The sequence below is a fragment of the Capnocytophaga sp. oral taxon 863 str. F0517 genome, assembly GCF_000466425.1.
Taxonomy (GTDB): Bacteria; Bacteroidota; Bacteroidia; order Flavobacteriales; family Flavobacteriaceae; genus Capnocytophaga.
This window is the reverse complement of sequence record NZ_KE992155.1, coordinates 111,816-137,883: the sequence shown is the minus strand read 5'-3', so window position 1 is coordinate 137,883 and position 26,068 is coordinate 111,816. Positions and strand designations below refer to the sequence as shown.

The following is a 26,068-nucleotide window of genomic DNA, read 5'->3' as shown; positions in this document are numbered from 1 at the left end:
TTCGTTTTGAATTATTAGTTATTCTTTATTATTCACTTAACAGTATTCTCCTCCATCTTTTTCTTGTATTTATATATTTTTCCAATTCTTGTTTGGCATTTTTCTCTAACGCACGAGCTTCATACTCCTGCATCACTTCCTTCTGATATCTGGTTTTAAGTTTTACAGAGGGCTCTTTGTAAGAGATTCTATGTTTTTCATCAGAAATTAGGATTGTATCACACCTAAATATTCCTTCTTTGGTATTATCAGAGAGAAGAAGTTGGAAGAAAGCATCTTTGCGCTTCCCTCTTAAGTTTCCTTCAAAGAAAGTCATAAATAAAATACGCCCTTTTCCTTTTTTTCTTAGACCAAAGAAGAGGCTTATCTGCTCTTTTTTATCTTTGATGGGGATACTTTGCAGCATCTTAGCATAAGCCTCCTTGAGTGGCTCCTCTTTTGAAGGATCTGCTATTATCAAGCTCTTAGTCATCGCTTCAAAATTCTTCGTAACAAAATCATATATCAAGTCTGTAAGTTCATTTTCTCTGTAGGCCCATTGTTTTTCTCCTTCTACATAGAGCCTATAGCCTTGTTGAGCCAAGCATGAAGTACTTATAAGCAAGAATAGAGATAAATAGTATATTTTTTTCATAGCTGTATATGTAAAAAACACCAATTGCATTGTATAACAAATGTAATTGGTGTGAATCAAAAAGGTAAATTTCGTTAGCTTAAAGCATTGATTTTTGCTATAATTGTATTTACTTCTCCTTCAAAATTTTTAAGAAGTTGTTTGTAGAAAGCTCCTTTATTTTCAGTAGGATGGTTGATTTGTTCAAGATATTTGTCATAAGTGCGATAGATTTCATCTACAATTGCTCTTGATTCTTCATTTTTTTTATCAGTAACCAATTCCCAAATAATAAGGGTTTCTACCAATTCTCCCAATACAGAAGCTACATTCTTTTTTAAACGTCTTACGCTTGCCATAAAATTTATTTTTACAAGATTATTTATTCATTTCCTTTTTGGAAAAGGACATCTTTCATTGAGAAGACTCCTTTTTTACCTATAATCCATTCGGCGGCCAATACTGCTCCCAAAGCGAATCCATCTCTGCTATGTGCGGTATGCTTGATTTCAAGTGTATCTACCACACTTTTATAGGTAACAGTATGAGTACCTGGTACATTTTCTATACGCTTGGCCGTAATAGGGATTTTATCTTCAGTAGTTTCACCCAACTCCCAACCTACCTTATCTGTCTGCTCGATAATCTCTTGAGCTAAGGTAATGGCGGTTCCACTGGGGGCATCGAGCTTCTGAGTATGATGTATTTCTTCTATGGAAATAGCATATTCAGGATGCCGTTGCATCAGTTGTGCCAAGGTCTTGTTCAGCTCAAAGAAGATATTCACTCCTATACTAAAATTGGAGGCGTATAGGAAAGCCGTATTATGTGCCTTGCACAAGGCGACGGCCTCTGGATATTTCTCAAGCCAACCTGTGGTACCTGCTATGGTAGGTACTCCCAAGGATAGCGCCTTTGTGATATTGGCAAAGGCACTCTGAGGGGTACTGAACTCTATTGCTACTTGTACTTGTGAGAGATCATAATCCCCTGGGGCATCTACCTTTAGGGCTATTTCATGACCTCTTTCCAAGGCAATACGTTCGATGGTTTTACCCATTTTCCCATAACCTAATAGGGCTATCTTCATTCTTTGTAAGATGTTAATTTGTTTTTTATTGAAAACAGGGCAAAGGTAAGGAAAAAAATACTATACAACAAATTTTCTTATCAACAATTTAGAATTTTTGCTTGATATGTCTCCAGCGATAATCTCGTATCCATTTACCCTCTTCTGGGGTTACCAGAAAGGGTTGTTTTTCCTTTTTGGCCTTAAGGTATCCCTTCATATAATCCCAAAACAAGCGCAAGCTTTTCTTACGGTAAGCCAGCTTAGCACTTGCTAAAAGGGAAAGCAGCCCACCATAGCGCAATCGGTAGAACATTCCTCCTTGCATATACAGAGCTTGGGCATTGTAGCGGCTTGCCGTAGGGCGTAAGTGCTTCACTACCAAGTCCTCTATAACCAACAACTCCCATCCGTGATATTGAGCCAATAGCTCATCCAAGGTATCCCATCCCATGGCTTCTCGAAGCCCGCCGATAGCCTCAAAACATTCTTTTCGATAACTCTTCAGCGCTCCACGAAGATGATTTTTATTGGTTAAGTTCTCCTTGATCCATTTTCCTTCTTTTTCTATACTACAAACCCCTCCACACATCCCCAAATGAAGATTTTGAAGATAGTGAGTTTGCAAGGTTTCTAAGTATTGAGGAGGGAAAATGAGGTCTGCATCGAACTTACAGATAATATCTACCTCTTCCAAGAACTCCAAACCAGCATTAAAGGCTTGTACGATCTTAGCACCTGGAAGGCGTTGCTCACTGGAACTACGGTAAAGGGTTCGAACAGATGGATATCTTTGGCAATAAGTAGCCAATATTTCGGCAGTAGAATCGGTAGAATTGTCATCTACCACCACAATTCTATAAGCAGGGAGCGTTTGTCCTAGAAGAGAATCTAAGGTCTGTGCCAAGACAGCTCCCTCATTATGGGCAGGGATAATAATTCCAAATCGTATAGGCTGTTCTTTCAAATCTATGGGAGTAAAGTAAAATTAGGATAGGTTATAAGTTCCTTTTTTTGATTTTCAAACTGATCTTTGCTGATGGCACGGGTACAGTGTTCATGTAAAAAGACCTTATAGCCTAAGTTAAGCGCATCTATCATCGAGTAATAGACACAATAATCTGCTGCCAAACCAGCAAAATGGAGCTCGTCCAAGTGCAAGCCCTTTAGATAACCATCGAGGCCTGTTTCCTTGAGTTTTTGATTATCAAAAAAAGCACTATAGCTATCTATATCAGGATTCGTTCCTTTTCGGAAAATAGCATTTATGGCCTTTGTATGTAGCTCTGGGAAAAAATTTGCGCCTTCGCTCCCCTGTACACAATGGGGAGGCCAAAGAGTTTGCTGGTAATCATCCTTAGTGATAGATTCAAAAGCCTTCTTACCCGCATGAAGTGTAAAGAAGCTAAAATGATTTCCTGGATGCCAATCTTGGGTAGCGATCACATGAGAAAACTGTGGAATGAGTTGATTGACAGGCTCTATGATAGACCTACCATCAGGAACAGGAAGTTCTCCTGTAATAAAATCATTCTGAATATCTATAAGTATCAATACGCTATTCATAATGTATAGATTTTATTTAATTTCAAATATGACTGTATATTCTGTCTGTAATTCTATAGGAAAGAAGTCAGGTATATAGAGCGATAATGAACTTCACATGAGAATATGTGAAATTCATTATCTAAACTCCTTTTAGGTAAGTATAAGTATCAAGGCAATCACTATCCCTGTAAGTGCGCCCCATTGAAGCCCCATTAGGAACTGTTTCTTGTTTTTCTCAGTCATAACAATAGATTTAGCGAGTTTCTTTGTATTTTTTCAAGAATCTCTCAATAGGGTTATCACAAGCATCAACCCCTTCTTCGAAGCTCTTGAATTGTTTTTTTACCACGAAGCTATCTCCGGGTACATTTACCTTTATCTCCACTATTTTATTCTCTTTGGCAGTGGTATTATCTAACTTTAAATAGACATCAGCATCTATGATCTTATCATAGAAAAGATCCAATTTGTCCATTTTTTTCTGAATGAAGTCTACCAACTTTTGGTCTACTGTAAAACCGACATTGTGCAAATTTACTTTCATAATCTGAAAAATTTAAAATTAGTACTATTTTTTTGTCATCCTCGGATGCGCATTTTGGTATTGATTCTTGAGCTCAGCTATACTGCTATGCGTATATACCTGAGTGGCTGCCAGCCCTGCATGGCCTAATAGCTCTTTTACAGCATTAAGGTCTGCCCCATTGTCCAAAAGGTGTGTAGCAAAGGAATGTCGCAGTACATGCGGGCTTTTCTTCTGCTTTGTTGTGGCACTGCTAAAATACGAATTTATTATATTATACACAAGTTTTGGATACATTTTTTTTCCTGTATCCGTGAGAAATAAATATATTTCATTGGTTTCTAAAGACTTACGTGAGAATAAATAGCTCTGTAGGCTTTCTATCACTGAAGGAATTAAGGGTATTATACGCTCCTTACTGCGCTTTCCCAGTACTTTTATTGTTTGTTGAGAGAAGTCTATGTCACTTATTTTCAGCTCTATAAGCTCTGCCCGACGCATTCCTGTAGCATAGAATAGTTCTATTATGGTTCTATTTCTTACTTGAGGATAGGCTTCCCCTTGCTCCACTTGAGAGAGTACAGCCTCTATTTCCTTCTCAGAGAAGGGAATAGAGATTTTTTTCTGTGTTTTCAGTGGAATATGTTGCAGAAATGGACTACTACTAATCTTCAAAGTACGTACTAAAAAAGCATAATAGGCCTTCAGAGAGGCTATCTTCCGATTGATAGTTCTATTGGTTATCCCACTTTCTACCAAATGGATGATCCATGAACGAATCAAAGGATAATTCACCTGAGAGAGTTCCATCGTGGCATCTTTCTCTTTTAGGTAAGTGGCAAATTCCTCCACATCTGCAAGGTAAGCCGTTACAGTATGTAGGGAATACTTCTTCTCCAAAGATAAGTAATTCTTGAATGTTTCCATTTCACTTTAGAATAAGAAACCACCATTGCGAATAGTACTGCCCAAGATAAGTAAGGTGACCGCAATCAAGGTTACACATAGGATATGTATCGCCATCTCAGGGAGCTTTTGAATTTGCCCCTTGGCGAGCTTGGGGAGCACCCTTGTTTGGGCACTGATGGCAAAGCAAATGGTAGTGAGTAGCCCAATGATTTTCAATGACACCACCGTCTCCACTCCTGAGGCAAAGGAAAACCACGAAGACAGTGGTGCATTGAGGTCATAGGCCATCAAAATCCCTGTAATGACCAGAAGGAGCAATGAAGGCATCCCTATAGGTTCATAAGTCTTCTCAAAACGAGAGATAAAATCAAAATTCTTATGCTTAAGCGCCTTAGGCAAAAAGCCCAAGAGCAAGACCAAATGCCCTCCTACCCAAACAGTTGCACTGATCAGGTGAATGATGAGTAGTATATGATGTTTGTCCATATAACAGCTTATTACTATTTGTTCTTAATAGAAGAGCAAATGTACGAAATAATTTAGGATAAACGAAACTTTTTCTTGAAAAAATTCTTCCTTGATTATTAGTCAATTATTTATATCTTTTTTGTATATTTGTCCCTTGATAAGAAATATTCCACTTATAATGAACAGACCTCTTCTTTTGCTGCTGTTATTTGCTTGCTCTTGGGCAAGTAGGGCTAATATGGCAGAGCCAACTATGAGAGGGACTTCTCATTCTTGTCTTATTCTTACCGATGCTTGCAGCGTAACCCATGAGAAGATTTTTGCTGAAATCATCAAAGATAATAAGGATTCCTTTAATGATTATATCATCCGCTTTAGGGCAAAATATCATATCTCCTCTGCTAAAGAACAATCTATACCGCTGCTCTTTATGGCTTCTAACTATCTAAATGACCAGCAGGTTTTTGTAAATGGACAAGCCATTCCTACAAGCCCCATTGACCAGGAACAGGACTATCCTTTTCTAAGACAAAAGGAAATTACCGATACCCTGCAATATACTAATGTCCCCACTGAATACCATACCTATACCAAGTACTATGTTTCCTATGATGGAGAAGAAGAGCTTGAGGTCATTCCCTCTCAGCTCATTTACTTTACAGCTCCTCTTAAGGCAGGAGAAAATGTGATAGAGGTTAGCTATAGTGCTTTCCCTACTACTTTCCGTTATGGGTTTCTGCCCCCTTATATCTTCGAATACAGCTTATATCCTTCCAAATTTTGGAAAACTTTCCCTGAGATAGAAGTTGAAATTCACTTCCCCAAGGAATTAGAATTCAAGCAATCCTCTATGGAAGAAGATGAATATACAGTAAATAACCAACTTTTTCAAGGAAAAATCAAGGATATTCGCACCTCTGGTGATTGCTATTGGCGATTTACTCCCAAGCCTTCTTGGATAGGTCGCCTCCTCCTTACCATAGACCCTTTTGGAATTGGGGTTCTTTTCTTTTTAGTTGCCGCAGGGCTACACCTCTATACTATTAGAAGAAAAAGCAAATGGGGCTTATGGTTAGGTGCCTTTTTAGTACCACTGCTTTTTTATGTAGGTTTCTTAGGGGCTTATCCTTTTATTGATTGGGTCTTAGGAAAAAGATCGTTACACGGATATATTTTCTTAATAGTATTCACTTATCCTATTTTTCTTATGTTCTATGGGATATTCACTTTTCTTTACTATAAACATGAAAAAAATAAAATTTAAAGATATATGTCATTAATCAAATCTATTTCAGGTATTCGCGGTACCATAGGAGGCAAGGTAGATGATAACCTTACCCCTATTGATGCAGTCAAGTTTGCCGCTGCTTACGGCTCTTGGCTCAAAGGACAATCAGGCAAAGAACATGTCAAGGTAGTCATCGGGCGAGATGCACGTATCTCTGGTGAGATGATCCAAAATTTAGTACAGTACACCCTTATTGGCTTGGGAATTGATGTGGTCAATATAGGCCTTAGTACCACCCCTACCGTGGAAGTAGCCGTCCCTTTGGAAAAGGCCGATGGAGGCATTATCCTCACTGCTAGCCATAATCCTAAGGAGTGGAATGCCCTAAAACTCCTTAATGACAAAGGAGAGTTTGTCTCTGACCAAGATGGCAAGGCTATTTTGAAAATTGCTCAAGAGAATGATTTTTCCTTTGCCTCAGTAGATCACTTAGGCAAACTAACGCATGATGATCGATATATTGACCTTCATATAGAAAAGGTACTTGCCCTCCCTTTAGTTAGTCCCGAAGCCATCCAGAAAAAGAAATTCCGTGTAGTAGTGGATGCAGTCAATTCCACCGGTGGGATAGCCATTCCAAGCCTCTTGGAGCGATTGGGCGTGGAGGTTGTCAAGCTCTATTGTGAACCTAATGGACACTTCCCTCACAACCCCGAACCTCTAAAGGAACACTTGGGGGATATTTGCAAAAGAGTGGTAGAAGAAAAAGCAGATTTCGGTATCGTTGTGGATCCTGATGTAGACCGCTTGGCCTTTATTACCGACCAAGGAGAGATGTTCGGCGAGGAATATACCTTGGTAGCTTGTGCGGATTATGTACTGAGCAAAGCCAAAGGCAATGTAGTCTCCAATCTTTCTTCCTCCCGTGCCTTGCGCGATATTGCCCAAAAGCATGGCGTTAGCTATTCAGCGGCAGCAGTAGGGGAAGTGAATGTCGTGACTGAGATGAAGCGCGTAGAAGCTATCATCGGTGGTGAAGGCAATGGGGGGATTATCTACCCTGAGCTACACTATGGACGTGATGCCTTGGTAGGGGTTGCCTTATTCCTATCCCTTTTGGCTGAGAGAGGCGGCAGCGTACAACAACTCCGTGAGAGCTATCCTGCTTACTTTATGAGTAAGAACAAAATACAACTCACAGAACAGATCAATCCTGACCAAATCCTCAGGGCCATGGAACAGAAATACGCTCATGAACAGACCACCACTATTGATGGCCTTAAAATAGACTTTGCCGATAGCTGGGTACACCTTAGAAAATCCAATACAGAACCCATTATCCGTATCTATACCGAGGCAAAAAGTCAGAAAGAAGCCGATGCCTTAGCCCAACGCTTTATTCAGGAGATGCAGGCTCTTATCTAACCCAATCCCTTGCTTATGAATATGTATATTACCTTGGCTATCTTAGTGATTGCCTCTGCTTTCTTTATGGCAGGGAAAATCCGTTCGGACTTGGTAGCACTTTCCTCCCTACTCCTATTAGTCCTCTTTGGTATCTTATCGCCTGAGGAAGCCTTATCAGGCTTCTCCAATTCGGTGGTGGTGATGATGATAGGGCTTTTCGTAGTGGGAGGGGCTATCTTCCAAACAGGACTGGCCAAAATGATTAGCAACAAACTGCTCAAGCTCGCTGGCAAGAGTGAGCTGAAGCTCTTCGTTCTGGTCATCTTGGCCACCTCCTTCATCGGTGCCTTTGTGAGTAATACAGGGACGGTTGCCCTGATGCTTCCCGTTGTAGTAAGTATGGCTATGAGTGCCAATATCAACTCCTCTCGCCTACTCATGCCGCTGGCTTTTGCCAGTAGCTTAGGGGGGATGATGACCCTTATTGGGACACCGCCCAATCTAATCATCAATGAAGAGCTAATTAAGCATGGTTTCCCTTCCCTGACCTTCTTCTCCTTTACCCCTGTAGGATTAGTTGCCCTTGCGGTAGGGCTGTTATACCTTATTCCTGTAAGCAAGCGCTTTCTGAACAAGACAGACCCACACAAGGAAAGCAAGAAGGATGGCAAATCCCTTTCTGACCTTATGGACGAATACCAACTCTCCAAGGATATCCACTTGGTGATGATTGGGAAAAATGCCCCTTTTGTAGGAAAAACACTTTTGGAGAGCCATATAGCCGACAAATATGAGGTCAATGTCACCGAAATCCTACGCAAACCCAGCCTCAATAGCTCTATTTTCCAAAATCCCAATCGTGAATTGGCACAAGCTGGTACGGTTCTCAACGAAGGAGATATCCTTTTTGTTCAGGGGGATATTCGCAAAATAGAGGCCATGGCCTGGGAGAAGTCCTTGAGCCTGATAGAAGACAAGTTTACCTCTCAAGAGGAGCTGATGAACTCTCAAAAGCATGGAATTGCCGAGGTACTGATTACCTCTACCTCACGCCTGGTGAATCTACCTATCAAGAAATCAAAATTCAGAGAGCAATTCTCCCTCAATATTCTGGGTATGCAACGCAATGAGAGCTATATCCTTAAGAACTTAAAAGACCAACGTATCCATTCGGGGGATATCCTCTTAGTACAGGGCTCTTGGAAGGATATTGCCCGACTCAATGACCAACATAGACACCTGATTGTACTGGGACAACCTCTCAAGGAAGCCTCCAAGGTAACCCTAACTCATAAGGCTCCCATAGCAGGAATCATTATGTTGCTTATGGTCATGAGCATGATGTTTGATTTTATCCCTATACAACCAGTAACAGCTGTATTGGTTGCCTCCCTACTGATGGTCTTCTCTGGAGCACTTCCCAACGTAGAGGCCGCCTACAAGACCATCAACTGGGAAAGTGTCGTCTTGATTGCCGCTATGCTCCCTATGGCCTTAGCCTTAGAAAAAACAGGGGCTTCGGCATGGGTGTCTCAAATGCTTGTAGGAAAATTGGGAGGCTATAGCCCTTATATCCTTTTAGCAAGTATCTACTTTACCACTTCGCTACTTACCATGTTTATTAGCAATACGGCTACAGCCATCCTAATTGCCCCTATTGCTATGAGTGCAGCTACCAGTATGGGGATCAATCCTTTGCCGCTACTCATTGCCGTATCAGTAGGTGCCAGTATGTGCTTTGCCTCTCCCTTTTCTACACCTCCCAATGCCTTGGTGATGTCGGCCGGACGCTATACTTTTATGGATTATGTAAAAGTGGGGCTTCCCTTACAGATACTCATGGGAATTGTAATGATTTTATTTTTACCACTATTATTTCCTTTCTAATACAAAGAGAGCGGCAATCCTGTAGGATTGCCGCTCTCTTTGCAAAAAACACTATTTAATATCATCAAAGTCATCAATAGTGAATGATGCCCCTTCTTTATCTTTATTAGCAGGAGAAAACGTCTTTTTGAAATCTTTTTGATGTTTCTCAGAGATTACTTCTTCACCTTTTTCTTCGAATACATAAGAGGTCATCTCATCCAAGATTTCTCTAAATGCATTAAAGTCTTCTTTATAAAGATAAATTTTATGTTTTTGATAATGAGAAGACCCATCATCATGAGTGAACTTTTTGCTCTCTGTTATCGTCAAATAATAATCACCAGCCTTGGTGCCGCGAATATCAAAGAAATAAGTTCTACGGCCTGCTCTTAGAGCTTTTGAGAAAATTTCATTGTTTTCTCCTTCATTTTCATACATATGTTCTATATTTTTAAGTATAACAATTATTTTATTGTATCATATTCTATAATGAAGATATCTTCATTTTCTTTTTTAAAGTAATAGTTCTCTCGACCAAATTTTTCTCTCCCTTCATCTGTACTAATCTCCTTGATCGCCTTCCTATCTTTAACTATTTCCTTCTGAAGAAATTCTTTTTGTCGCCTTAGTGATTCTATTTCTCTATTAAGTTTTATATGAGAGAGCAGAGAGTTCGAATCAAAGAATAGCATCCATATTCCAAAGATGAGTATGTAAAGCAAATAAGCATATTTCTTTTTATAAGCCTGAAAATCTATCATCATTATTGGATTCTATTATGGACAATGGTTTTAACAATATCAATAGCTACCTTATTATGTCGATTATTGGGAATAATAAGATCGGCAAACTCCTTGGTAGGCTCTATAAATTGCTGATGCATGGGCTTGAGCATATTCTGATAGCGATTGAGTACCTCTTGTATATCTCTTCCCCTCTCTGTGGTATCTCTTCTGATGCGCCTTATCAAACGTTCATCAGAGTCGGCATGTACGAATATTTTAATATCAAAAAGGTCTCTTAGGTCTTGATGGGAAAAAATCAAAATTCCCTCTACAATAATGACTTTACAAGGCTCAATAGGCACCACCTCTGGCATTCTATTATGCTCAACAAAGGAATAAGTAGGTTGCATAATTGTTTTCCCTTGCTTAAGCTGGAAGAGATGCTCCTTGAGCAAATCAAAATCCAAAGATTTAGGGTGATCAAAATTCACCTTGGTTCTCTCCTCAAAACTCAGATGCGACAAGTCCTTATAATAAGCATCTTGTGAAATTACATTTACTTCTCCCTGTGGTATTTCCTCAATGATTTGATTAACTACTGTTGTCTTACCACAACCCGTACCTCCTGTTATTCCTATAAGTAACATCCCATGTAAATTTGTGCAAATGTAATTATTTTTCTCGACTTGAAAAAATTGTTTTTCTTAAAATATAGTTCTAATTAAGGTTAAAAATCCTCCTTGAAAAAGTCCTCATATTCTTGCCAAAATGCCTCTACTTGGTGCATATTAGTACTTAAAAACTCCATAACTTGTTGCCACGTATCTTTATTATAAATACATACTTGCTGTTTTTCTACCCATATACGTGCTATTTCTTTCCCATTTTCTAAGAAATAATGTTGTTCGAAATTGTTTTCAGGAAGAAAATCCGTCAATATACGCTTCAAAGACACGAATTTATTAAAATACTTCTCTCTTTCTTCGCTATCTCCTTCTATATCTATACAGATCATGGCTTTTTTATTATCAAAATAAAATCTGAATTGGATAGCCTTAACTCCTGTACGATATAAGCTCCACTTATGAGGAAAAGATTTTCCAAAAGACACCCAAAATTCTTGTCTGAGCTTAGCTGCTTCCTCTTTACTATACATTTATTGATGGTGATAAGGTTCATTATTGAGTATGGTAAAAGCTCTATAGAGCTGCTCCACAAAGAATAATCGTACTATCTGATGCGAAAAAGTCATCTTGGAGAGCGAACATGTACTATTGGCTCTTTGATATACTTTTTCTGAAAATCCATAAGGCCCTCCTATGACAAATATACACTGCTTAGTCCCTGTGTTCATTATTTTTTGTAAGTAAGAAGCAAACTCCATTGAAGTATATTCCTTTCCTTTTTCATCCAAAAGAATTAGTAGATCGTTATGGGCTATTTGTTTTAAAAGTAATACTCCTTCCTTATTTTTTTGCTCCTCTTGAGAGATATTCTTTGTATTTTTAAGATCAGGAATGATTTCGATCTCAAATTTTATATAGAATTGTAGTCTTTTTCTATAGTCTTCAATTATTTTTTCTAACAACGATACATCGGTTTTACCTACTACAAGTAACTTTATAGTCATGTTAAGTTATTTTTTTCTCATCATCATCCAATATACGCTTTATTGCATAGATTGTATGGGTGATTTCTTGTGCATCTACATCATAAATTCCCTTTGGAATAATACGATCAACACGAACCTTTCCATAAGCATGAATAATATACCCTGTTTGAATCAGGATACCTACATGAATAATCTGTCCCATATTATTATTGAAAAAAATCAGATCACCTACCTCGGCATCATCTAAGGTAGGAATACTTTTCTCAATAGCTTCATACTGTGAGAAAATATCACGAGGAATCGGAATACCCATAATTTTATAGACCATTTGTACAAAGCCTGCTTCATCAATCCCAAAAGGAGATTTTCCTCCCCATATATAAGGTGTATTGAGGTATTTCAATGCTATTTCTACTATATTCTTTCGCAATATTTTCCTTTGTACCTCTCCAGAGAACAGATGCCCTATGAAGGGGGCATTACTCACTGTGGCTCCTATACAAATGGGCAAAAGATCATAGTCTTTCTCACTAACTTGTACATAATCCACCATATCCGATGCGTATCTTGGAATTACTTTTTTAGCTTCCTCATAAGTTGTTTCACTTATGGGGCACAATTGCCTGGCTTCGACCCAGCCTTCGTACTTATCATAATCAGTACGCACATAACACCAATCATCTTCTTCTTTTATTATGAAGCATAGTTCACCATATAATAATTGAGAAATCTGTTCACTTTTGTGGGAGGCTTCATCCCGCAGAGGTACTATACTCAAATGACATATAGCATACATAATTTATTTCTTATAAGAGTACAATATTACGATATTTTTTCTGATTAAGCAAATTTATTTTGCATGTAAAAGAAAAGAGGCATGTGGGATTATGCCTCTTTTCAATAAACTTATGCTATCAAGTACTATTATGCTAACATAGTAACTGGATTTTCTATATAAGCCTTTAAGGTTTGTAGGAACTGTGCTCCTGTGGCACCATCTATAGTACGGTGATCACAAGCCAAGCAAAGCTTCATTGTATGCCCCACTACGATCTGTCCGTTCTTCACGACTGGCTTTTCAATGATAGCTCCTACAGAGAGAATAGCAGAGTTAGGCTGATTAACAATAGAAGTAAATTGCTCTACGCCGAACATACCCAAGTTGGAAACGGTAAAGGTGCTACCTTCCATTTCAGCTGGAGTTAGTTTCTTATTACGAGCTTTTCCTGCCAAGTCTTTTACCAATACCCCTATTTGAGAAAGACCTAAGCTATCTGCAAATTTAAGTACTGGTACTACCAATCCATCTTCTATTGCTACAGCAACTCCAATATGGATATGTTTGTTATATACAGTTACATCTCCCTTCCAAGAAGTGTTTACTTGTGGGTGTTTTCTAAGCGCCATAGCACAAGCCTTCACTACCATATCATTGAAAGATACCTTTGTATCAGGTAAGTTATTGATTTGGCTACGTGAAGCCATTGCATTTTCCATATCTACCTCAATGGTAAGGTAGTAATGAGGTGCAGTAAACTTAGATTCAGAAAGACGTTTTGCAATGGTCTTACGCATTTGAGAGTTCTTCACCTCTTCGGTAACTTCCACTCCTACAGGAACATAAGCTGCTGGAGCAGCTGCTTTTTCAGCAGAGACAGTTGCCGCAGCCGGTTTGGCTGATGGCGTAAATCCTTCTACGTCTTTGCGTACAATACGTCCATTTTCACCACTTCCTTTTACTTCAGAGAGGTTAATTCCCTTATCTTGGGCGATTTTCTTAGCTAAAGGAGAGGCAAATACACGTCCGTCAGTAGCTGTTGCAGCTGGGGCTGCAGGAGCAGCCGCTTTAGGTGCTTCTGCCTTAGCAGGAGCAGCCGCAGGTACTGCACTACCTCCTTGAGCTGCCGCTAATACTGCATTTACATCAGTACCAGCAGGACCTATAATAGCCAATAAGGAATCAATAGGAGCTGATTCTCCTTCTTTGATACCTATATATAATAGCGTACCTGTATAGAAAGATTCAAACTCCATAGTGGCTTTGTCTGTTTCTATCTCAGCCAAAATATCTCCTTCTTTTACGGTATCTCCTACTTTCTTAAGCCAAGAGGCTACAGTACCTTCTGTCATAGTATCGCTTAGGCGAGGCATGGTGACGATCTGTACTCCTTCAGGCATAGCTGCTGGAGCACTTGCAGGAGCAGCGGCTGGTGCCTCTGAGGCAGCAGGGGCTGGTGCAGCGGCAAAAGCAGCAGCGGCTCCACCACCTATAAGAGCTGATATATCTTCGCCTTTCTCACCAATAATAGCCAAAAGGGTATCCACAGGAGCGGTTTCTCCTTCTTTTAGTCCAATATATAATAAGGTACCTGCATAGAAAGATTCAAACTCCATAGTAGCCTTATCGGTTTCTATTTCAGCGAGAATATCACCTTCTTTTACAGTATCACCTACTTTTTTGAGCCATTTTGCTACGACTCCTTCTTCCATGGTGTCGCTTAATCGCGGCATATTTACTATTTCTGCCATTTTCTTTTATAATTTATGAGGTAAAAAAGGATAATTTTCTTGTTCGTATACTACATCATACATCACATTCTTTTCAGGGAATGGAGACTCGTTGGCGAATTTTTCGCACTCTGCCACCAAGTTCTTCACACGCTCATCAATAGCTTCTATTTCTGCATCAGTGGCGTATTTCTTTTCTTTGATGACATTGAGTACTTGAGTGATAGGATCTATTTTTTTGTATTCTTCTACTTCCTCTTTGGTACGATAGTGTTGGGCATCGGACATAGAGTGACCACGATATCTATAGGTTTGGATATCCAAGAAGGTAGGCCCTTCTCCACGACGTGCACGCTCTACCGCTTCATATACTTTTTCAGCTACTTTCACTGGATCCATACCATCGACAGGCTCACAAGGCATCTCATACCCCAAACCTAACTTCCAGATATCAGTATGGTTTGCCGTTCTTTCTACGGAAGTACCCATAGCATAGTGATTATTCTCACAGATAAAAATTACAGGCAGTTTCCAGTTCATAGCCATGTTAAAGGTCTCATGAAGGGTACCCTGACGTGTAGCACCATCTCCCATAAAAGTAAGGACAACTCCCCCTGTCTCATTATACTTCTCAGCAAAAGCCAAGCCAGCACCTAGGGCGATTTGTCCTCCTACAATCCCATGACCTCCGAAGAAGTTATGTTCTTTTGAGAAAATGTGCATAGAACCTCCCAAACCTTGTGAAGTTCCTGTTCCTTTTCCAAAAAGCTCTGCCATAATCCTACGTGGATCTACCCCTAAAGCAATAGGATGCACGTGGTTACGATAGGCAGTAATCATTTTGTCTTTCTTAGGGTCAATCACATGCATACAGCCCGCTACGATTGCCTCTTGTCCATTGTACAAATGTAGGAAACCTCTTACTTTTTGTTGGATATAAGCAGAAGCCAATTTGTCCTCGAACTTTCTCCAAAAGAGCATTTCCTCATACCATTGTAAGTACGTCTTTTTATCTATTTTTTTCATTATCACGAAATGAATTAGTATTCCTTAAAATCATAACTTTCTAAAGCGCAAATTTACGAATTTAAATTTACTTTGCAAAGGTATAAAAACTTTTTTAATTATAGCAATTTTTTTTTTACTTTTCTCGTCTAAGAAGTAAAATCGCAAAATACACTTCCAAAGAAAGAGCTACGAAGAAAGCCATCATGAAAGATAATATATCCCATTCATCTACCTTTGGCTGAGAAAGAACTTGAGGAAGCAAAAAAGCCAAGCAGGCGAGCATCTGTAAGGAAGTCAGTCCTATGAAGCGATATCCTATATAATTGCCTCCTCCTATAGGGACAAGTAATAAGCCTGAGACTATCACTGCACATAGGGCATGAAAGCTATAGAACCATCTCAAAGGAAAGAACAACAACCTATCATAACACACCTCTACTACATAGCTATGTAACAAAAGAGCAACTCCCATACATAGGAGTATTCTAAGAATTTGTTTAGGATAAAATAAAGAGGGCTTAGAACCCTCTTTGTTTTTGAATGCTTTCATAAGCCTCCTGTATACGTTTAAACTTCTGCTCAGCTCCTCTACGCACAGCCGCATCATTCGTATCAATACGGTCTGGATGATATTTTTTCACCATATCACGATATGCCTTCTTAATATCAGCCTCTGAAGCATCCTTGGTAAGACCAAGAATTGTATAATCATCATCTTTTTCCTGACGGAACATGGCTTTGACACTCTCAAAATCAGACTGATTTATGAGTAGGTTTTTATTAATTCGCTCTATCAAAGCCATTTCTGCTTCCTTAACTCGCCCATCCAAGCTCGCTACATCGAACAAGAAGTGTATAATTGATAAGCGTGCCTCATAGTTGGTATGCACTCTCAAATCCATACAAATACGAGTCAGTGGCACCTCATTCTGCTTTACCTGATTGTAAGTACGAAATATATCATTTGCTTTCTCCTTCCCATAGAGAGAGATGAACTTATAACGCACGTAATCCAACTCTTTTTGAGTAGGATTAGAACCATCTGCCTTGATCACCAATGCACAAAGAGAGAGTAGATTAAGCTCAAAATCAGAAGGATTATAACCTCCCCCCTCTGAAGCTCCCTGCTTAGAATTGGACGATTGGTTCCCCTTCTTCTTTAGAGCAAAATAAATAAGTAGTACTAAGCATACTGCTGCGATACCTATTGCTATTATAAATCTTGACATATTCCTTTTTTGAGTGCAAAGGTAATAATTATATTTTTTATAAACAAATAGAAAACTAATTTTTTTTTAATTTTAATTCAATCTTTTCTATCTTAGAAAACTTGAGAGATGATTTGAATAATATTCTCTGATTTTCCCATAGAATAATAGTGAAGAGATGGAACGCCCGCTTTTTTAAGTTCTATGCTTTGTGCTATAGCCCACTCTATTCCTACTTTTCTTACAGCTTCATTATTCTTACATTTCTCTATTTCTTTGACCAACTCCTCTGGAAAATCCAAAAAGAAGGCTTGTGGAAGAAGATTTAGATGTTTTTTGACACTGATAGGCTTTATTCCTGGGATAATAGGCACATTTATACCCATCTCCCGTGCTTTTTTTACAAAATCAAAGTACTTTTGGTTATCAAAAAACATTTGGGTTACCACATAATCGGCTCCATTGTCTACTTTTTCTTTTAGCTTCTCCAAATCAAAAGTCTTAGAAGGAGCTTCTAAGTGTTTTTCTGGATAACCTGCCACCCCTATACAGAAATCCATCCCGACATTCGTCTCCAAGGTGTCATGTAAGAAAATTCCTTTTCTTAGGTTATCTACTTGCTTGACAAGATCCAAAGCATATATATTCCCATTCTTGGTAGGTCGGAAATATTTTTCTTCCTTCATCGCATCTCCCCTTAGTGCCATGATGTTATCTATCCCTAAATAGAAACAATCCACCAATAAGTCCTCTGTTTCTTCCTTAGTAAAACCTCCACAGAGAACATGAGGTACCGTATCTACATTATACTTGTGTTGTATAGCCGAGCAGATTCCTACCGTACCAGGACGCATACGAATGAGTTTCTTTTCCAATAATCCATTAGGGTGTTCTTTGTAAATATACTCCTCACGTGAGGTGGTCACATCAATAAAAGGTGGCTTGAACTCCAATAGAGGTTCTATATTTTTGTATAGTTCCTCTATGTTATTTCCTTTCTTAGGAGGGACTATCTCAAAGGAAAATAAAGTCTCCCCTTTAGCTTTTGCTATATGCTCTGTTACTTTCATTTTTCTACTTTAAGCGGCAAAAATACAAAAAAATAATGGTAAATGCTTAATGGTTAATGGTAAATTAACTATCATTCATGTTTCCTAGATTTTCTATGAATATAAAAACACCTATAATTCACTTCAAATCAATCTTTTATGAAAATAAAAAATTATCATTTATCACTTGTCATTTGTTATTAAAAATTGTATCTTTGCACACCATTGCGTATTTTTATAAAATTAGGTATGTATACAATGGCTTTTGCTATGAAATAGCTACTTGGGGGCATATTCATAGCAAATCTAACAAATAAAGTAAAGAAAAAGCAACAAATCAATAAAAATTTACACAATAATATATGTTACTAATTAAGTTTGGAGGCTCCTCGGTGGGGTCTGTAGAGAATTTGCATCGTGTGGTACAGATTGTAAAAAAACAAACAGAACCCTTTACGATGGTGGTATCCGCCTTCTCTGGGGTGACCAATACCTTGCAATCCTTAGGAGAAAATGCGCTTAACAACACGCACCAACCTATCCTTGAAGCGCTTAAGGAAAGGCATATCTCAATGGCCAAATCACTTCTGCAAATCAACAAACAAACCAACGCATTAGTACATATTGGAAAAACGGTACTCACTCTTGAAAATCTGTGCAATAGTATTTGTACCTTAGGAGAACTCTCCGATCGCACCAAGGCTCGCATCATGGCACAAGGCGAGTTGCTCTCGGCCTTTATCATAGGGGAATACCTCAATCAGGAAGGAGTGACAGTGAGCTATTTACCTTCAGAAAACTATATCGTAGCCGAGGGAGATCCGCTCAATGCTGTAGTGAATTTCACTGAGACACAACAGCGTATCCAGCAACTTGACACTACCACCTCCTATATTGCCCCTGGTTATATTGCGGCCTCCCCCTTAGGAGAGTTGGTAGTCTTGGGCAGAGGAGGGTCTGACTATACCGCCTCTATCTATGGTTATTGCTTGAATGCCAAGCAAATAGAGCTTTGGAGTGATGTCAATGGTATGCAGAATGCTAATCCTAAATTGGTCAAGAATACTAAGGTCATTTCCCAAATGAGTTATGAGGAAGCCTTTGAAATGGCGTATTTTGGAGCTAAGGTAATCTACCCTCCTGCTATCCGCCCCGCTATGGAAAAGAAGATTCCTGTATTGTTGCTCAATACTTTAGCCCCTGAAGAAAAGGGAACGCGTATCCATATAGCAGCCCAAGAACATACGGATAAGGTACTTGGGGTCTCTACCCTGAGTGATATTAGTATGATTACCATTTCTGGGATTGGTTTGGCTGGCACCAAGGGAAGTGCCCGCCGTGTATTTCAGGCCTTGGAACAGGCTGATGTGAATGTGATTCTCATCACTCAAAGCTGCTCGGAACAGAGTATCTGCTTTGGTATCAAAACCAGTGATGCCCAAAGTGCCAAAGAGGCCTTGGAACATGAATTTGCTCAAGAAATTGGAGCTCTCATCAATCCTATTGAACGTACTGATAACCATGTGATCTTAGCCCTTATCGGGGATAACATGAACCACCAAACAGGGCTTAGTGGTAAGGTATTCAGTGCCTTGGGTGCTAATGGTGTTAATATTCAGGCCATTGCCCAAGGGGCATCTGAACGTAATATCTCGGTGGTAATCGATGCCCATGATGAGCACAAGGCGGTCAATGTCGTACACGAACGACTCTTCCAAGAGGTCATCAAGCGTGTGCACCTCTTTATTATCGGTGCTGGTAATGTAGGAGGTCAGTTTATTGATATTGTCTATAAGCAACAGGAGTATTTCCGCAAGCACCATAAGATAGATCTTAGAGTAGTGATGGTGGCCAACTCTCGTCAGTATGTTTTTTCTGACGAAGGACTACCTCAAGAGGCCTTAGCCCCTCTCTCCTTAGATAAGGCAACGCCTTACACTTCGCCAACGGCCCTAGCTGAGCTGATTATTGCTACTAATAGGCGTAATAGTATTGTGGTGGACAATACAGCTTCTGCTGAGGTGGCAGCCCTCTATCCACAACTAATTCGCAAAGCTATCTCTGTGGTTACCTGCAATAAGATCGCCGGTAGTGCCCCTCTGCAACAATACACTGCCCTTATGGAATTGGTCAAAAACCAAAACTGTGATTTCCAATACGAAACTTCCGTAGGTGCTGCGCTACCCATTATCAAAACAATACAAAACCTATTGCTCAGTGGAGATACCATCCATCGCATTGATGCGGTAGTTTCCGGTAGTCTGAACTTCATCTTTAATCATTACAATGCAACCACTCCTTTTGTAGAGATTGTAAAACAGGCACAAAAAGAAGGCTACACCGAGCCTGATCCTCGTATAGACCTTAGTGGTCTGGATGTGATCCGAAAGATCTTAATCCTCTCTCGTGAGGCAGGATACCGCAAGGAAATGAGTGAGGTAGTTTTTGAGAGCTTCCTCCCTGAAAAATCCTTGGAAACCCCTTCAGTAGAGGCCTTTTATGAGGTGTTAGAAAAGAATGAAGCCTTCTTTCAAGACCTCTATCACAAGGCACAAAGCAAGGGAGCCAAACTCAATGTAGTGGCACAACTCTTGGAAGGAGATATCAAGGTTTCCCTTCAGCAAATCCCTGCTTCGTCTCCTTTCTATCAATTGGATGGAAAGGATAATATCGTTGCCTTCTATACCGATATGTACCCTACAGAACCCCTTGTGATCAAAGGAGCTGGTGCAGGAGCTAAGGTAACTGCCAGTGGTGTCCTCTCCGATGTGATGTATGTTGCTAACAAACAGAAATAACTTAGAATAGTATGAACCAATCGCTTAGAAAAGCCCATCCAATACAAGAGACCGTGTGTGGTTTCGCCCCTGCTACTATTGCCAATGTAAATGTAGGCTTTGATGTCTTAGGGATCTCCCTCTCTTCGGTAGGAGACAGGGTAGAGGTAACGCCCAATGGTAGCCAAGAGAACAAAATTACCTTTATTGAAAGTGCTACTCCTCTGCCTTATGCCGTAGAGAAAAATTCCTGTACGGTAGTGATCGCAGCTATGCAAGCACAGTTGGAAAATCCTGTATATGTAGACGTCCGCATCCGCAAGGGCTTTGCTTCAGGCAGTGGCTTAGGCTCCAGTAGTGCCAGCAGTGCGGCAGCAGCCTTCGCTTACAATACCCTGATGGGCAATCCTTTTACTCTGGAGGAGCTATTACCCTTCGCTGCCGAAGGCGAACGCGCTGCTTGTGGTTCTGCTCACTACGACAATGTATCCCCTGCTATCTTAGGAGGTATAGTCCTCTTATATCAGAACAAACCCATACGTTTGCCGCTGCCTAAGGGCCTACATGCGGTGTCCTTCTTTCCTAATATAGAAGTCAATACCGCTTCGGCGCGTAGCATCGTCTCCCGACATGTTTCCTTGGACATCGTTGCCAAGCAGGTTTCTGCCATGGGAGCTTTTGTAAGTGGTTTATACCAAGAGGATTACAAACTATTAAGAAAAGCTACTAAAGACTTCTTGGTAGAGCCGTCTCGCAAAATTCTCATCCCTTATTTTGATGAAATGAAGGAAGCCACCCTTGAGGCAGGAGGAATTACCTTTGGTATTTCTGGCTCGGGACCTTCCGTTTTTGCCCTCGCTGAATCTTATGCTGTAGCCGAGCGTATCCTTGCCGAATTACATAAGATATACGCCGGACAAGGCATAGAGACCCTTTCCTTTATAGAAGACTTGGCCAATGGAAAAGGTTGTAGGATTGCACAATTTAATGATTAAATGATCAATAGTTAATACAAAACATTACCTAAAACCTAAAAAATAGAATTTCTCCTTTGCTGGTTCAGAAAAAAATTGTATCTTTGCACCCGCAAAATCGCCGGTATAGCTCAGTTGGCCAGAGCACGTGATTTGTAATCTCGGGGTCGTGGGTTCGAATCCCTCTACCGGCTCTAAGACAAAAAGCTGTCAATTCTTGACAGCTTTTTGTTTTTAGTCCATTTGTTAGTCACTATTGTTATAGTAATTATGAATCGCTTCTTGTGAAGACTGTCCTTGTTGTAGAGTGCGATAAGCGTTCTGTTGGTCTTTGTCTATGATACGGGCTTTTACTGGGTCATTCCAAGCTAAGTGGAAGGTATCCCACAACTGTTGTTGGATATCCTTTTGATAGATGGGACAAGATACCTCTACCCTATTGTTCAGGTTGCGAGACATCCAGTCAGCTGACGATATATAATAAAGTGGATGCCCCTCATTGCCAAAGATATACAATCGCGAATGCTCTAAAAATCGATCCAATATACTAATAACTTCTATATGATCACTAAGTCCCTCTACTTGGGGTAACAAACAGCATACTCCACGAACAATCATTTGTATTTTAACCCCTGCTTGGCTGGCCTCATATAGCTTTTCTATCATCTCTTCATTGGTAAGTCCATTCATTTTGAGTTTCAGAAAAGCCTCTTTCCCTTCTTTGGCCAAGGCTATTTCCCTATCTATAAGCGATAAGAAAGTGGATTTTGTATTATAAGGAGAGACTAACAGATGTTTGTATTGGAATACCTGAAAGGGTGTATCAAAAAACTTAAATACCTGATGAATCTCTTCCAAAATCTCCTGATGTGCTGTAAATAGGGTATAATCGGTATATATCTTTGCTGAGGACTCATTGAAGTTTCCCGTACTAATAAAGCCATAACGCCTTATTTTACCAGCTTCTTCTCGTTCTACAACCCCTATTTTGCTATGTACTTTAAGCCCTCGAATACCAAAGATGGTATTAACCCCTTCTCTTTGAAGCAATTCGGCATAATGAATATTGGCCGTTTCATCAAAACGGGCTTGAAGTTCTATTTGAACGGTTACCTTCTTGCCATTTTTTACCGCATTAATCAGCGAATTAATCACTTGTGATTGTTTTGCCAATCGATAGATGGTAATTTTGATACTCTTGACCTTGGGATCAAGAGCAGCTTCCCGAAGGAAGCGAATAAGATAAGAAAAACTATGATAAGGAGTATATTGCAGAAAATCTCGCTCGGCTATCTGTGAAAATAAGCTCTTTTCTACCTTAAAATCCTTAATTGGATAAGCAGAGAAGGGTTTATACATCAGTTCTTTGCATCCGCAATGAGGAAAATTCATATAGTCTCGCCTGTTATGATAACGTCCTCCCGCAATGACACTATCGGTGGATTGTATCCCCATTTTTTCCTTAAGAAAGCGAAGCATCTTTTCATCTATGAGTTTGTCATAGATAAATCGCACAGGCTCCGCACGCTTACGCCCTTCTACGCTATTGGAAATCTTCTCTATAAAACTTTTATTCAAATCCGTATCCAAGTCCAATTCCGCATTTCGAGTAATCTTAATCATATAGGCTGAAATCTCTCGACAAGGGAAGATATAGAAATGAGAACAAAGACAAAAACGTATTACATCATCCAATAGGATAATATAGTTATTATTCCCTATCTTAGGCAACACAATAAAGCGTTCTAAGGTCTTGGGAAGTTCTATGAGTGCATACTGGATCTTCTCTTTCTCTGTAGAATCTGTATCCAATAGCATACGAACGGCCAAATAGGCTACATCATCCTTCAGAGGAGGAATAGCCTCTACTTCACTAAGAATGATGGTAAAGAGTGCAGGACTTATGGTATTGATGAAATATTCCTTCACATAGTCCACATGCTCAGCAAGTATCTCCTTTTCATTAATAATATAGATATCTTCCTCTTTGAGTTCCTCCTTAATACGTTCTAAGATAGAGAGACTTTTCTGCTGGAGAAGTACCACTTGACTATTGATTTGCTCCAATAATAAGTGGGCTCTTGCTATTTGTTGTTCATCCTTGAGAAGTCTAAAATCACGCCTTGCAATGGCGTAACGCACTCGAAAGAATTCATCCAAATTATTAGAAAAAATACCGACAAATCGCATCCGCTCTATCAGGGGATTTCTCGGGTCACTGGCCTCCTGCAATACGCGTTCATTGAATGAGAGCCAGCTTAGGTCTCGATTTAGAATTGGGATTTTGGGCTGTAATTTCATTTTTCATAGTATTATAATTGTTTGTCAAGCAAAGCAATGATGGCAGCTGCCTGCTGGTAATCATTGTCTATATCTGTCTGGGTATAAGGTGCGTAGCGTGCCATTTCACAATTGGTAAGCAGTTGTACAAAGTCCTGTAAGGTATCAGGAGCTACTTGTTTTTCGCTCAAGAGTTCTTGTACTTTCTCCTTACTTAGTTCGCTGGTTTCAATATGCAACTTTGCCTTAAGATAGGTGTGCAACCCACGTTCCAAAGCTTCGTAGAAAGCTTCTTTGTTGGTAAGATTCTTCTTGGCTGCTGATAGATATTTCTTAGCCAAGCGACTTGTTTTACGACTTCTATTCTCTATCGTATTATCATTTCGTTTTTGGTAGCTATACCATAGGATAAGCACCAAAGGAATGAGACATAGAGGCAAGAGCCAGCAAAGATAAAAGCCTGTAGAAGCAAAGAAGATTGGCTTATAGATAGGCAAGAGTTCAGAAGCCTCCTTCAGAGGTTGGAATTGGGCTTGCTGTGAAGTAGCACCTTGTGCCTGCTCTTGATGAGCTGACTTATATTCCTCTCCGCTAAGCACCTCTATGGTCATATTCTCCGAAGAGAGTGTCTCATATTGTTGCGTATCAGGATTGAAAAAAGAAAAATTCAATGCTGGAACTGGGAACTTACCTTTATACTGGGGGACAATGGTATAAGTATGGGTAATATCCCCATTGATACCCGAGGCACTATTGGTCAGATGTTCTTTTTCCTTAGGTGCATATACCTCAAGAGCTGGAGGGAACGTCAGCTTAGGCATATCAAAAAGTTTGAAGTTTCCTTTTCCTGCAATAACCACCTCGCCTTCGGCGGTCTCACCAGCGTTAAGCGAACGAGTAGGAAAGTTCATCGACAAAGAAAAATGACCTACAGCTCCAGAGAAATTAGCTGGTTTCCCTTCCTCCGGCAAGGGGAGAACTTTTATCTTGGTAGCGGTCGTCTGCAAGGTACGAGTACTGGTTATATAAGAACGGTTTCCAAAGAAATCCACTTGGTTGGATGGCAATTGCAATACCAACGAACATGAGAAAGGATCTATCTGTTGTTCTCCTACCTGTTGTGGATAGAGGAGTATCTGCTTGAGGGTGATACAACGAAAAGGTCGTCCGTTACGGTTTACTTCAGAAATTTGTACTTTTTCCAAAAGCTGTTGGCTCCAAAAGTTAGCATAGCGGGGTTCATCCACCTTCTCCAGACCTGCAACTCCAAAGCGTGCATCTATATAGATGCGGTAGGTAATGGTCAAGGGCTGATTGACATACAGTTGCCTATCAGATACTTCTGCAGTCATGAAAAGCTGCTCCTTAGTCGGTTCTATAATCTGTGCAGGTTGTGCCTCCTCATTACCAAAAGGATCAAAGCCAAATGGAAACCCACTGAAAGGATTGGAAGGAGGAGGTGTAGCTTGCGCATTACGAGGATGAGAAACTGCATCGGTTACCTCTATGGTAAAAGGCCTTGTTTTGTACTCCTTCCCTTCTATAAAAATAGAAGCTGCTCCTACGGTAAGTTTTCCTTTGCGCTTAGGATGAAGCATATAGGTATAAGTCTTGGAAAAACTTCGATTCCCATTGATCCAAGAATGAGAGATAGATTGGGTTGGTCCTGTAACTTCAAAACCTTCAAAAGCAGGAGGAGAGAAGTTGTCTCCTTCTTTATTCATCGTAAAATCTACTCGAAGGTATTCATTCTCACCTAAGGAAGTACGAGAAGGCTGCGCCTTGAAAGAAACCTCTTGTGCAGAGGCTACAGTTGTAAAAAGAAATAGTATATAAAATAAAAAACTACGCATAGACTTACTTTTTCTAAAAGCATTTCACTACAAAAAAAGCTATATGATAAGAGATTACCAATCTTTTCTATCAGTACGGGTTGCTTTCCCTTTCATTTTATTAGCATTTATCTTTTCTTGTGTTTTTTTCTCTTCGCTATTGATAGCATTTAGGATACGATTAATTTGTTCAGGAGAGAGTTCTCCGGATGGTTTTTCTTGGTTACCATTTCCCTTATTGTTTTGAGGATTATTTTTATCTTCAGGTTGTTCTGAATTTTTTCCTGAATCATTTTGTTTGTTATCCTTGTTGTCTTTATTGTCTTTATTGTCTTTGTTATCCTTATTGTCTTTGTTATCTTTATTATCCTTTCCGTCTTTATCTTTATTATCCTTGTTATCCTTATTATCTTTGTTATCCTTATTGTCTTTGTTATCCTTATTATCTTTGTTATCCTTAT

The 26,068-nt window shown here is 39.7% G+C and carries 26 protein-coding genes, 1 tRNA gene and 1 pseudogene; 6 read left to right on the top strand and 22 right to left on the bottom strand.

The genetic code is table 11. The features are described from left to right. Positions 1-28 precede the first annotated feature (28 nt). The 8 genes from HMPREF1551_RS07670 to HMPREF1551_RS07635 all read right to left on the bottom strand — a co-directional run bounded on the left by HMPREF1551_RS07670 (position 29) and on the right by HMPREF1551_RS07635 (position 5,148). Positions 29-634 (bottom strand): hypothetical protein, encoded by a 606-nt coding sequence (locus tag HMPREF1551_RS07670; RefSeq protein ID WP_231374967.1) that lies wholly within the window; start codon positions 632-634, stop codon positions 29-31. 74 nt (positions 635-708) lie between these two features. Then, positions 709-972, bottom strand: a complete 264-nt coding sequence (locus HMPREF1551_RS07665; RefSeq protein ID WP_021628522.1) for a hypothetical protein — start codon at positions 970-972, stop codon at positions 709-711. Between the two features lie 23 nt (positions 973-995). Continuing rightward, a complete protein-coding gene (gene dapB, locus HMPREF1551_RS07660) occupies positions 996-1,703 on the bottom strand; it encodes a 4-hydroxy-tetrahydrodipicolinate reductase (protein ID WP_021628521.1) in 708 nt (235 codons plus the stop codon). 88 nt (positions 1,704-1,791) lie between these two features. Beyond that, positions 1,792-2,634, bottom strand: a complete 843-nt coding sequence (locus HMPREF1551_RS07655; RefSeq protein WP_196800717.1) for a glycosyltransferase family 2 protein — start codon at positions 2,632-2,634, stop codon at positions 1,792-1,794. A 17-nt stretch (positions 2,635-2,651) separates the two neighbouring features. Further along, positions 2,652-3,248 (bottom strand): bifunctional nicotinamidase/pyrazinamidase, encoded by a 597-nt coding sequence (gene pncA, locus HMPREF1551_RS07650; RefSeq protein WP_021628519.1) that lies wholly within the window; start codon positions 3,246-3,248, stop codon positions 2,652-2,654. 235 nt (positions 3,249-3,483) lie between these two features. Continuing rightward, positions 3,484-3,774 (bottom strand): HPF/RaiA family ribosome-associated protein, encoded by a 291-nt coding sequence (locus HMPREF1551_RS07645; protein WP_021628518.1) that lies wholly within the window; start codon positions 3,772-3,774, stop codon positions 3,484-3,486. 24 nt (positions 3,775-3,798) lie between these two features. Then, complete coding sequence (locus HMPREF1551_RS07640) at positions 3,799-4,680, bottom strand: tyrosine-type recombinase/integrase (protein WP_021628517.1); 882 nt, start codon at positions 4,678-4,680, stop codon at positions 3,799-3,801. Positions 4,681-4,686: 6 nt separating this feature from the next. Next, positions 4,687-5,148: a hypothetical protein gene (locus tag HMPREF1551_RS07635; protein WP_021628516.1), complete on the bottom strand. Its 462-nt coding sequence runs from the start codon at positions 5,146-5,148 to the stop codon at positions 4,687-4,689. Between the two features lie 160 nt (positions 5,149-5,308). Here HMPREF1551_RS07635 and HMPREF1551_RS07630 point away from each other — a divergent pair, with 160 nt between their 5' ends. From HMPREF1551_RS07630 to HMPREF1551_RS07620, 3 genes are read left to right on the top strand one after another with little or no spacing between them, the layout of a single operon-like run. Further along, positions 5,309-6,394: a hypothetical protein gene (locus tag HMPREF1551_RS07630; protein ID WP_021628515.1), complete on the top strand. Its 1,086-nt coding sequence runs from the start codon at positions 5,309-5,311 to the stop codon at positions 6,392-6,394. Positions 6,395-6,400: 6 nt separating this feature from the next. After that, complete coding sequence (glmM, locus tag HMPREF1551_RS07625; RefSeq protein WP_021628514.1) at positions 6,401-7,783, top strand: phosphoglucosamine mutase; 1,383 nt, start codon at positions 6,401-6,403, stop codon at positions 7,781-7,783. Positions 7,784-7,804: 21 nt separating this feature from the next. Next, positions 7,805-9,652: an SLC13 family permease gene (locus HMPREF1551_RS07620; RefSeq protein WP_034544480.1), complete on the top strand. Its 1,848-nt coding sequence runs from the start codon at positions 7,805-7,807 to the stop codon at positions 9,650-9,652. 51 nt (positions 9,653-9,703) lie between these two features. On the opposite strand, the gene HMPREF1551_RS07615 is transcribed toward HMPREF1551_RS07620, so the two are convergent. The 11 genes from HMPREF1551_RS07615 to metF form a co-directional block, all read right to left on the bottom strand. Next, on the bottom strand, positions 9,704-10,072 hold the full coding sequence (locus tag HMPREF1551_RS07615; protein ID WP_021628512.1) for a PUR family DNA/RNA-binding protein: 369 nt from the start codon (positions 10,070-10,072) through the stop codon (positions 9,704-9,706). Between the two features lie 26 nt (positions 10,073-10,098). Continuing rightward, a complete protein-coding gene (locus HMPREF1551_RS07610) occupies positions 10,099-10,395 on the bottom strand; it encodes an FtsB family cell division protein (protein ID WP_034544511.1) in 297 nt (98 codons plus the stop codon). A 2-nt stretch (positions 10,396-10,397) separates the two neighbouring features. Then, entirely contained in the window at positions 10,398-11,006 is a 609-nt protein-coding gene (udk, locus tag HMPREF1551_RS07605) for a uridine kinase (protein WP_021628510.1), read from the bottom strand. Positions 11,007-11,086: 80 nt separating this feature from the next. After that, entirely contained in the window at positions 11,087-11,515 is a 429-nt protein-coding gene (locus HMPREF1551_RS07600; protein WP_021628509.1) for a DUF4268 domain-containing protein, read from the bottom strand. Further along, positions 11,516-11,989, bottom strand: a complete 474-nt coding sequence (gene rlmH / locus HMPREF1551_RS07595) for a 23S rRNA (pseudouridine(1915)-N(3))-methyltransferase RlmH (RefSeq protein WP_021628508.1) — start codon at positions 11,987-11,989, stop codon at positions 11,516-11,518. Between the two features lies 1 nt (position 11,990). Beyond that, positions 11,991-12,767 carry a C40 family peptidase gene (locus HMPREF1551_RS07590; RefSeq protein WP_021628507.1) on the bottom strand — a complete coding sequence of 259 codons (777 nt, stop codon included), beginning with the start codon at positions 12,765-12,767 and terminating at the stop codon, positions 11,991-11,993. Between the two features lie 128 nt (positions 12,768-12,895). Continuing rightward, positions 12,896-14,500, bottom strand: a complete 1,605-nt coding sequence (locus HMPREF1551_RS07585) for a 2-oxo acid dehydrogenase subunit E2 (RefSeq protein ID WP_021628506.1) — start codon at positions 14,498-14,500, stop codon at positions 12,896-12,898. 6 nt (positions 14,501-14,506) lie between these two features. Further along, entirely contained in the window at positions 14,507-15,505 is a 999-nt protein-coding gene (gene pdhA / locus HMPREF1551_RS07580) for a pyruvate dehydrogenase (acetyl-transferring) E1 component subunit alpha (RefSeq protein WP_021628505.1), read from the bottom strand. A 115-nt stretch (positions 15,506-15,620) separates the two neighbouring features. Then, positions 15,621-16,037, bottom strand: coding sequence for a hypothetical protein (locus tag HMPREF1551_RS07575; protein ID WP_021628504.1), 417 nt, complete (start codon positions 16,035-16,037; stop codon positions 15,621-15,623). Beyond that, a complete protein-coding gene (locus HMPREF1551_RS07570) occupies positions 16,006-16,716 on the bottom strand; it encodes a TerB family tellurite resistance protein (protein ID WP_021628503.1) in 711 nt (236 codons plus the stop codon). Before HMPREF1551_RS07570 ends, HMPREF1551_RS07575 begins: the two co-directional genes overlap by 32 nt. 92 nt (positions 16,717-16,808) lie before the next feature. Next, positions 16,809-17,765 (bottom strand): methylenetetrahydrofolate reductase [NAD(P)H], encoded by a 957-nt coding sequence (metF, locus tag HMPREF1551_RS07565; protein WP_021628502.1) that lies wholly within the window; start codon positions 17,763-17,765, stop codon positions 16,809-16,811. A gap of 341 nt (positions 17,766-18,106) precedes the next feature. Between metF and thrA the strand changes: the two genes are divergently transcribed. The 3 genes from thrA to HMPREF1551_RS07550 all read left to right on the top strand — a co-directional run bounded on the left by thrA (position 18,107) and on the right by HMPREF1551_RS07550 (position 21,689). After that, a complete protein-coding gene (thrA, locus tag HMPREF1551_RS07560; protein WP_021628500.1) occupies positions 18,107-20,542 on the top strand; it encodes a bifunctional aspartate kinase/homoserine dehydrogenase I in 2,436 nt (811 codons plus the stop codon). An 11-nt stretch (positions 20,543-20,553) separates the two neighbouring features. Next, complete coding sequence (locus HMPREF1551_RS07555) at positions 20,554-21,516, top strand: homoserine kinase (protein WP_021628499.1); 963 nt, start codon at positions 20,554-20,556, stop codon at positions 21,514-21,516. Between the two features lie 99 nt (positions 21,517-21,615). Further along, positions 21,616-21,689 (top strand) — tRNA-Thr (locus HMPREF1551_RS07550). 52 nt (positions 21,690-21,741) lie between these two features. Here HMPREF1551_RS07550 and ppk1 read toward each other — a convergent pair. From ppk1 to HMPREF1551_RS13970, 3 genes and pseudogenes are all read right to left on the bottom strand, one after another. Continuing rightward, positions 21,742-23,796: a polyphosphate kinase 1 gene (ppk1, locus tag HMPREF1551_RS07545; RefSeq protein WP_021628498.1), complete on the bottom strand. Its 2,055-nt coding sequence runs from the start codon at positions 23,794-23,796 to the stop codon at positions 21,742-21,744. An 11-nt stretch (positions 23,797-23,807) separates the two neighbouring features. Then, a complete protein-coding gene (locus HMPREF1551_RS07540) occupies positions 23,808-25,628 on the bottom strand; it encodes a BatD family protein (protein ID WP_021628497.1) in 1,821 nt (606 codons plus the stop codon). Between the two features lie 54 nt (positions 25,629-25,682). Beyond that, a pseudogene (locus HMPREF1551_RS13970) lies at positions 25,683-26,068 on the bottom strand (aerotolerance regulator BatC); the annotation flags it as partial.